Origin of the sequence: Desulfovibrio sp. 1188_IL3213 (assembly GCF_036763145.1) — a bacterium.
In the GTDB taxonomy this organism is placed as follows: domain Bacteria; phylum Desulfobacterota; class Desulfovibrionia; order Desulfovibrionales; family Desulfovibrionaceae; genus Desulfovibrio.
Window position 1 is genome coordinate 1 of sequence record NZ_JBAIYR010000063.1, and the last position, 8,944, is coordinate 8,944.

Annotated in this window: 6 protein-coding genes; 4 read left to right on the top strand and 2 right to left on the bottom strand. The window is 59.0% G+C overall.

The genetic code is table 11. The features are described 5' to 3' along the window. The coding region (locus tag V6C16_RS04840) for a translocation/assembly module TamB domain-containing protein (protein ID WP_333542829.1) at nucleotides 1–861 on the top strand (861 nt) is incomplete at its 5' end. A 222-nt stretch (nucleotides 862–1,083) separates the two neighbouring features. Here V6C16_RS04840 and typA read toward each other — a convergent pair. After that, nucleotides 1,084–2,910 carry a translational GTPase TypA gene (gene typA, locus V6C16_RS04845; RefSeq protein WP_333536593.1) on the bottom strand — a complete coding sequence of 609 codons (1,827 nt, stop codon included), beginning with the start codon at nucleotides 2,908–2,910 and terminating at the stop codon, nucleotides 1,084–1,086. Nucleotides 2,911–2,967: 57 nt separating this feature from the next. Continuing rightward, on the bottom strand, nucleotides 2,968–3,879 hold the full coding sequence (locus V6C16_RS04850) for a purine-nucleoside phosphorylase (RefSeq protein ID WP_333536594.1): 912 nt from the start codon (nucleotides 3,877–3,879) through the stop codon (nucleotides 2,968–2,970). Between the two features lie 454 nt (nucleotides 3,880–4,333). Here V6C16_RS04850 and V6C16_RS04855 point away from each other — a divergent pair, with 454 nt between their 5' ends. From V6C16_RS04855 to V6C16_RS04865, 3 genes are read left to right on the top strand one after another with little or no spacing between them, the layout of a single operon-like run. Next, complete coding sequence (locus V6C16_RS04855; protein ID WP_333536595.1) at nucleotides 4,334–5,788, top strand: biotin carboxylase N-terminal domain-containing protein; 1,455 nt, start codon at nucleotides 4,334–4,336, stop codon at nucleotides 5,786–5,788. A 15-nt stretch (nucleotides 5,789–5,803) separates the two neighbouring features. After that, entirely contained in the window at nucleotides 5,804–6,475 is a 672-nt protein-coding gene (locus V6C16_RS04860; RefSeq protein ID WP_333536596.1) for a DUF1847 domain-containing protein, read from the top strand. 15 nt (nucleotides 6,476–6,490) lie between these two features. Further along, nucleotides 6,491–8,740 carry an acetyl-CoA carboxylase carboxyl transferase subunit alpha/beta gene (locus tag V6C16_RS04865; RefSeq protein ID WP_333542830.1) on the top strand — a complete coding sequence of 750 codons (2,250 nt, stop codon included), beginning with the start codon at nucleotides 6,491–6,493 and terminating at the stop codon, nucleotides 8,738–8,740. The last annotated feature ends 204 nt before the right edge of the window (nucleotides 8,741–8,944 follow it).

Here is an 8,944-nt window from a genome sequence, read left to right on the forward strand (position 1 = left end):
AACAAGCTGGCTGTGGGCGGCAGCGTCACCACCCTGCCCATCAGCGAAAGCCCCGCCCCCGGTACGGCGCAAAGCGTTTCCACCGCTGGAGCCGCAAGCGGCAAGCCCGAAGCAAAGGGCAGCCTGAACCTGCGTATCGTCATTCCCGGCCGTTTTCTGGTGGAAGGGCATGGCCTCAGCAGTGAATGGAAAGCCGACCTGCTGGTCTCAGGCACGCCCGAAGATCCGCAGATCACGGGGCAGATCATGGCCGTCAAGGGCAGCTTTGACTTTCTGACCAAGATATTCAAGCTCTCACGCGGCACAATCACCTTTGCGGGCGGTTCCCTGAGCAACCCTCTGCTGGACCTCAAGCTTGCCAATGAAACGCCCAATCTTACGTCCTATGTGAGCATCACGGGAACCGTGCGCAAGATGAAGCTTTCGCTCAGCAGTGAGCCGGAACTGCCCCGGGACGAAATACTCGCCCAGATTCTTTTCGGCAAAAGTACCAACGAACTTGGGCGGCTGGAAAACCTGCGGCTGGCCGGAGCCGTGGCGCAACTGGCGGGCTTCGGCTCGGGCGGCGGCGGTATTTTTGACGTCACGCGCAATGTTCTGGGCGTCGATGTGCTGCGTCTAAGCTCCACGCCGAGCAGCGGGTCCGGCGACCCGTCCGGTGATGAGGGCATGGGCGCAGGAACCGCCGTGGAAATGGGGAAATACATCACCGAGATCATTTATGTGGGTGTGCAGCAAGGTATGAAACAGGGCAGCACGGCCTTTATCATTCAGCTTGAACTGACCCCGCGCACCAGTCTGGAACTGCGCTCGGAACAGCAGAGCACCTGGGGTGGCATACGCTGGAAATATAACTATTAGAGCATTTAACACTTGAAATGCTTGCTTACGGCAGGCAAAAGCCTGCCTACTCGCATTTCGTGGCAAGGATTTTCCTGAAAATCCTTGCAGAGCAGTTAACTCATTTCATTCGTTAACTGCTCTAAAAGCAAATACGCCTGAAAGCAGACCCAAATGTTTCGCGGCAAGGATTCCATAAGAATCCTTGCCGCGTCTGCATGCAACCTACGGATAAACCGCTTTCTATCCCTTGCGCCTGCCAGCGATCTGGTAGCGCTTCTGGGCCGAAAGCTCGGCCTTGCGCAGGCGGATGGACTGGGGCGTTACTTCCACCAGCTCGTCTTCGCGCACAAAGTGCAGGGCGTGCTCCAGCGTCATCCGGCGTACGGGCGTCAGGATGACGTTTTCGTCCTTGCCTGCCGCGCGCATGTTGGTAAGCTTCTTTTCCTTGGTGGCGTTCACGTCAATATCGTTGTCGCGATTATGCTCGCCCACGATCATGCCTTCGTACACGGGATTGCCCGGTTCCACAAAAAGCACGCCGCGAGGCTCAAGGTTAAAGAGCGCATACGCCACGGCGCTGCCTGCCCTGTCGGCCACGATAGAGCCGGAAAAGCGCGTGGGAAAATCGCCACGCCATTCCTCATAGCCCTCAAGATACGAGTTCATGATGCCCGTACCTTTGGTATCCGTAAGAAATTCATCACGGTAGCCGATAAGGCCACGCGAGGGTACGGTGAACTCAAGACGTACACGGCCCGTGCCGTTGTTGACGCAGTTAAGCATGCGGCCCTTGCGCTGGGCCAGCTTTTCCGTAACCACACCCATGAAAATTTCGTCGCAGTCCACATAAAGACGCTCTATGGGCTCAAGAACTTTGCCGTTTTCGTCCTTTCTCAGGATGACTTCAGGGCGGCCCACGGAAAGCTCAAAACCTTCGCGCCGCATGGTCTCGATAAGAATAGCCATCTGAAACTCGCCGCGCCCCTTGACCAGAAAAGCATCCCGGTCGGCGGTGTCTTCTACCCGCACGGCCACGTTGCGCAGGGTTTCCTTTTCCAGGCGGTCGCGAATGGCGCGGCTCTGCACGATCTTGCCCTCACGCCCGGCCAGGGGCGAGGTGTTGATGCCAAAGCGCATGGCTACCGTAGGCTCGTCCACCCTGATGCGCGGCAGGGCGCGGGGGTTGGTGCTGGTGCAGATGGTATCCCCGATGGTCACGTCTTCAATGCCCGCCAGCACCACGATGTCGCCGGGGGTGGCTGTTTCCACCTCGGCAAGCTTCAGGCCGTCGTACACCTGAAGTTTTGTGGCGCGCAGGGCGCGCGGCTTTCCGTTTTCGCCAACGCAGGCAAGGGTTTCCCTGCTGTGTACATGCCCGTGCATAATGCGGCCCACAGCCAGACGCCCCAGATAGTCGGAATAGTCAAGGTCGGCCACCAGCATCTGGAAGGGCTGCTCGGGGTCGTGCGCAGGGCCGGGAATATGCTTCAGAATGGCCTCAAACAGAGGGGTCAGGTCTTTCTGCTCGTCATCAATGTTATTCATGGCTACGCCCTGGCGGCCAATGGCGTAGAGCACGGGAAACTCGAGCTGCGCCTCGTTGGCGTCCAGATCGATAAAAAGATCGTAGATTTCGTTAAGCACTTCTTCGGGACGGGCGTCCTTGCGGTCGATCTTGTTGATGACCACCACCACGGGCAGTCCGGCTTCCAGTGTCTTGCGCAGCACAAAGCGGGTTTGCGGCAGGGGGCCTTCAGAAGAGTCCACCAGAAGGATGGCCCCTGTGGTCATCGAAAGCGAACGTTCCACCTCGCCGCCGAAGTCCGCGTGGCCCGGTGTGTCGATAATATTGATCTTGACGCCGTTCCACGAAACGGCACAGTTTTTGGCGGCAATGGTAATGCCGCGCTCACGTTCCAAATCCATATTGTCCATGACGCGGTCGTCCATCTGCTGGCCGGCGCGAAGGCCGCCGCCCTGCCTGAAAAGCGCGTCCACCAGAGTGGTCTTGCCGTGGTCAACATGAGCTATAATGGCGACGTTGCGAAGAGAATCGTTATGATGCATGGGCGCTTTGCCTTTTAGTGTAAAAAAATGAGTCCGGGCTGCGCTTGTACGTACTTTTTAAAGTTTTGTCATCATTGCCCGTATCAGGCGGCCCAGATTTTTACCCGCCTGGGCGGCCACAAGAATAATTTCTTCCAAGGGCGCCGGGGTCATACAGTCCGGCAAGTTTTTATTTGAAATACATGAGAGGCCAAGCACGCGCATACCCAGATGACGCGCCGCAATGACCTCAAGCACGGTGCTCATGCCGACGGCGTCGGCTCCCCATTGCCGGTACATGCGCGTTTCGGCCGGAGTTTCCATTTCAGGCCCGCGCACGCCGATATACACGCCGCGTTCCAGCCGCAAGCCGAGCCTGGCCGAGGTTTCCATAGCAAGGGTACGCAACTCGGCGTCAAAAGGCGCGCTCATGTCGGGAAAGCGCGGTCCCCACTGATCGCAATTACAGCCGAGCAGCGGCGAATGTCCCGTATGGTTGATAAAATCGCTCATGCACATGATGGAACCGGCGTCAAAATGAGGATTAAGCGCCCCCGCCGCATTGGTGATCACAAGCGTTTTGACGCCCATGGCCGCCATGACGCGCACCCCCATGCACACTTCGGCCGGGCTGCGGCCTTCGTACAGGTGACAACGCCCCTGCTGGATAAGCACGGGCCGTCCCGGGGCATCGTCCTCACCGCAGGATGAGGGAAAACGCCCCCACACAAAAGCCCCCACATGCGAATCCACGCTGGATACGGGAAAACCCGGCAGGTCGGCATAAGGAATGGCTACCCGTTCCGTCAGCCTGTCCGCCAGGCCCGAAAGGCCCGTACCCAGAACAAGACCAACGGGAGCGCTGTTGTCTTCTGCCGCCGCCCCGGTGATTTTTCGCATGCCCATAACCTGTGAAAAGGTACAGGGCGCAGCCTCCAGAGCCTTGCGCAGAGCCGCTGCGGCCGACTGGACTTCTTGCGGATTTTGCATATTATCCCTCCTGATTTTAGAGCAGTTTCTTCTTGAAGCTGCCCTGACGGCTGCGTGAGTAAGCGCAATTTATTTGCGCAGTTAAGCGAAGAAGCGAGAGTGTCTTAAACTTTGAGAATGTCCATTCTCAAGGTTAATCTGCTCCGGTTGCGCTGCCAAGCGGCGCAGGGAGCGCCAGAATGATGTTCTCAAAGATACCGTGCCCCAACGGGGCGACAGCGGGCAATGCCGCGCAATAATCGGGGCGACTTTTTTCGTTCGCCCGCAGTACTGCGTGTGGATTTTCACACGGAAAGTGCGTATGCTCGGTTGATACGAATCCTGTATAGCCCGCCCGGCCCAGTCCCACAAGGGCAAACCGGCGGGCCGGACTACGCTTCGGCGGCCACGCTCCGTGGCCGCGCCGGAACTATCAGACCAACAACTACCGCTTGCGCCCCCAAGGCGCCACATAATGAGGGAGACAGGCTTGGACAACGCTCAGGAAACCATTCCCCTGCACAAGCATAAAATTCTGGTAGCCAACCGCGGCGAAATCGCCATGCGTATCATGCGGGCCTGCCGCAAGCTGGGCGTGGCTTTTACCGCCATATTCACCGCCGAAGACGCGGCTTCGGGCCATGTGCGCCTTGCACGCGAAGAAGGCGGAGAAAAAAGCCTTTTCCGCGTTTCTTCCTACCACGATGCCAATGAGCTTATGTCTGTGGCTGACGAGGCAGGCTGCACCGCCGTGCATCCCGGCTACGGTTTTTTTGCCGAAGACTTCCGCTTTGCCCGCCGCGTGACCAAACGCGACCGCAAGCTTGTCTTTATCGGCCCCTCGTGGAAAATCATCCGCGAACTTGGCGACAAGATCAATACCAAACGCCTTGCGCGCAGCCTTGGTGTGCCGACGGTTCCCGGTTCTGACCGCCCCATCTATGATGAAATGGAAGCGGAACGCATCGCCAAAAGCATCTTTGAATTTCAGGCCCAGCAGGGCATCAGCCGCCCGCTGGTGCTGGTCAAGGCATCGGCTGGCGGCGGCGGCATGGGCATTGAGGAAGTGTATGACCCGGATCAGTTCCGTTCCGTCTACCGCCGCATCCGCAACTATGCCCTGCGCCAGTTCAAGGACGAAGGCGTGCTTATCGAGCAGCGCATTACGGACTTTAACCACCTTGAAGTACAGGTTGTTTCCGACCGCACAGGAACCAGTCCCGTGCATTTCGGCACGCGCAACTGCTCCATCCAGTCCACCGGGCTGCAAAAGCGCGTCGAGGTGGCCCCCGGTTTTGTGCCGGAAGAACTCGACTACACTTTTGACGCGGGCAAGGTGCTCAAGGACATCGTCCACTACTCCCTGACCATGGCCCGCAAGGTCGGCTACGACAACGTGGGTACATGGGAATGGATCGTCACCCGCAAGGGCGAGCCGTTCCTGATGGAAGTAAACACCCGCATCCAGGTGGAAAACGGCGTTTCGGCCCGTATCTCGAAGGTCAAAGGCCAGGGCGATGTGGATATCATCGCCGAGCAGATACGCATCGGCCTTGGCGATCCCCTGGGCTATGGCCAGGACGACATCACCTTTGACGGCGTGGGCATTGAATACCGGCTCATTGCCGAAGACCCGGACAGCAATTTCACCCCCTGGGTGGGACGCATCGAGCGCTTCCAGTGGAAAGAACAGCCCTGGCTGACCATGCTCACCCACGTTCCGACCCGGGAGCCTTACGAAATTCCGACAGAATTTGATCCCAACCTGGCTCTTGCCATCATATGGGGCAAAGACCTTGAAGAAGCCAAGGCCCGTGGCCTTGAGTTTCTGTATGACCTGCGCCTTGAGGGGCATAACGGCGCGGGGGACACCCTGAAATCCAACGTAAACTTTTTAGCGGCCAATACGGAACGGATTCTCCGTTTCTGACCAAAGGAGGAAACTATGGGGACCTCCCGGTTTCCCACATGCGCTGCCTGCCCCTTCAAGCGCGAAGATCGCCTGTGCGTCAAAGCCGGCGGCAAACACCCGGCCAACTGCCCCGCTGCCCTGCGTCACGACCTGGGCCATGAGGCGCTGGACTGTTATAAAGATGACACATTGCGCATGGCGCGCGAATCGGCCATTGTTGAATACAATTGTTACACGACGCTGCCCGGCGGCACGCGCATTCCCTGCCACCCGCGCATTCTTGAAATTATGGAATACGCCACGGCTATGGGAGACAAACGTCTCGGACTTCAGTTCCGCATTGGCCCGCGTGAAGACGCCGAGGTCTCTGCCGACATTTTCGAGGCTCACGGTTTTGAAGTGGTTTCGGTTATCTGCAAGGTCGGCAATGTATCCAAAAACGCTCTTGGCATTGACGCCGGGCACATGCACAATCCCGCCAGGCCGGAGACCAGGTGCAAGCCCGTGCTGCAAGCCAGGACCATGAACGACGCCAAGGTGGAACCCAATGTTCTGCTGGGCCGGTGCGTGGCGCACGACACTCTCGCCATGCGCTATCCTGAGGCCCCCACAACCGTTCTGGCCGTCAAGGATCGCATGCTTGGCAACAACCCGCTGGCCGCCCTGCACTCATCCTGCTCCAATTACCTCAAAAAACCCGTTTAGCGGCGCACGCGAGTTATGGACAACAATATAGAGAAACGAATCCAGAGTCTGCGCGACAGGCTCAGTTATATGGTGGACATTTTTGCCGGCAAGCACAAAGACAATGCGCAACTGCTGGAAGAAAAGCTCACCTCTTTCGCGGCACGCGCCCGCGCAGGGGAAATTGAAGACCCCTATGCGGAGCTGGCGACGGTTGAAGACCTGTTCTGCTATGTGGAGCGCCGCCTTGAGGGCAGCATTACTCCCATGGACAAGGTGCGCATCGTTCGCCACCCGCAGCGCATCTGCCTGCGGGACATCCTGGAAAACGTCTACGACAACTTCACCGAAGTCGGCGGACAGGACGAGCACAGCCTGGACCCCAGCATGCTCATTGCCCGCGCCGTCATTACCCGGCGCAGGGGCAAGAAGACCTATACCCAGTCCGTTATGGTCATCGGGCAGGAAAAAGGCCACGGGGCGGAATTCCGCAACGGCGGCTCGGTCAAGCCCTGGGGCAACGCCAAGGCGCAGCAATACATGCGCGTGGCGGAAACCGAGGGCATTCCCGTACATGCCTACATCTTCACGCCCGGCTCGTATCCCATTGAGGACTACCCCGGCGCGGCGCAGCAGATCGCGCGCAATATCTACAGCATGGCCGGTCTGCGCGTACCCGTCATCGCCGTCATTTCCGAAGGCGGCTCCGGCGGGGCCGAGGCCATCGGCCTTGCAGACAAAAGGCTTATGCTCTCGCACGGTTACTATTCGGTCATTTCGCCCGAAGGGGCCGCCGCCATTGAAGGCCGCCTCAAGGCAGGGCAGCGCGCCGCCCCCGAACTGATCGAGCACTGCGCCCAGAACCTCAAGATCACCGCGCAGGACAACATCAAGTTCGGCTATATCGACCGCATCGTGCAGGAGCCGCCCCTGGACGCGCGCCCCTGGCACTTCGACTTTTTCCGCACCCTGCGGCAGGAAGTCATACGCGCCACGGACGAGGTGGTGGTCTCCACCCGCGTCATGCCCATCCTCAAGGGCTTTACGCTTTCGCGCCTGCGCAGGCCCGATGCCAACCTGGACGAAATGCATACCCGTTGGGGGCTTTCCTCCAAGGCCAAAGACCGCCTGCGCGAACGCCGCCAGCAGAAGTTTCTGCGGCTTTCCCGTCAGGCGGCACGGGACCGCAGACCCTTCCTCACCAAGATGGCCGGTGCGGCCTGGGACTGGATATCCAAGCCCTGGGTCAGCTTCAAATACGATTTCTATCGCAAGCACCAGCGCCGCATCCGCACCTTTATGGAAGAAATGGGCAACGAATGGGACGTGTTCAAGGGCCGACTGCTGGCTCCCTGGCACAAGCTCACCCACAAACTGCCCGGCAAGCAGGACAACAAGGCCAAGGAACTCATGGCCCTTTCCACCTGGGCGGACGATTCGCGCCGCCTCAAGTGGAACTACATATCCCCGCGCTACAAGGCCGACCGCACGGTCACCTGCCCCAACAGCGCCTCTTACGGCTGCCTGGACCTGTGGGGACCCGACCTCTTCGCCGAATTCGCGGGCGTGTGCAGCCACTGCGGTTACCATTTTCCGATGGAGCCGGAATGGTATGTAAAGAATGTCTTTGACTCCGGATCGGTCTTTGAGTTCAACAGCGAAATTGAAGCGGGCAACCCGCTGGATTTCCCTGATTTCAATGACCGCATCGCCGCTGCCCAGAAAAAAACCGGGGCCAAAAGCGGCTGCGTGACCTTTGAGGCCCGCATCGACAACACCAAGATGGTCGTCGCCATGCTTATGGGAACCTTTCGCGGCGGCTCCGTGGGCGCGGCCGAAGGCTACAAGTTTGTGGAAGCCGCCCAGCGCGCAGAGAAAAAGCGCTATCCCTTCCTGGCCTACGTTCACGGCACGGCGGGCATACGCATTCAGGAAGGCACGCACGGCGTCATACAGATGCCGCGCTGCACCGTGGCCGTGCGCCGCTATATTGAATCCGGCGGTCTGTACATGGTGCTTTACGACACCAACTCCTTTGCCGGGCCGGTCGCCAGCTTCCTCGGCTGCTCGCCCTATCAGTTCGCCGTGCGGTCCTCCAACATCGGCTTTGCCGGACCGGGGGTTATCAAGGAAACCACGGGGATGGACATCCCGCCCAAGTACCACCGCTCCTACCGCGCCCTGTCGCGCGGACACATCCAGGGCATATGGGACAGACGGCAGGTGCGCGCCAACCTCAAGCAGGCTCTGCTCACCATCGGCGGCAGAAACCTTTATTACCGGTAGGCGGTGTTATAATGGTACAGATGCGTAATCAATCACTGTCGCCATCTCTAAGGCCCTGCGGGCCTAAGACCTGCCGCGCTCTGCTCACCATCGGCGGCAGAAACCTTTATTACCGGTAGGCGGTGTTATAATGGTACAGATGCGTAATCAATCACTGTCGCCATCTCTAAGGCCCTGCGGGCCTAAGACCTGCCGCGCTCTGCT

What these genes read in the sequence shown, in the direction of transcription:
- typA (WP_333536593.1), bottom strand. Translation starts at nt 2,910, where the DNA reads ATGCATCATAACGATTCTCTTCGCAACGTCGCCATTATAGCTCATGTT.
- V6C16_RS04850 (WP_333536594.1), bottom strand. Translation starts at nt 3,879, where the DNA reads ATGCAAAATCCGCAAGAAGTCCAGTCGGCCGCAGCGGCTCTGCGCAAG.
- V6C16_RS04855 (WP_333536595.1), top strand. Translation starts at nt 4,334, where the DNA reads ATGAGGGAGACAGGCTTGGACAACGCTCAGGAAACCATTCCCCTGCAC.
- V6C16_RS04860 (WP_333536596.1), top strand. Translation starts at nt 5,804, where the DNA reads ATGGGGACCTCCCGGTTTCCCACATGCGCTGCCTGCCCCTTCAAGCGC.
- V6C16_RS04865 (WP_333542830.1), top strand. Translation starts at nt 6,491, where the DNA reads ATGGACAACAATATAGAGAAACGAATCCAGAGTCTGCGCGACAGGCTC.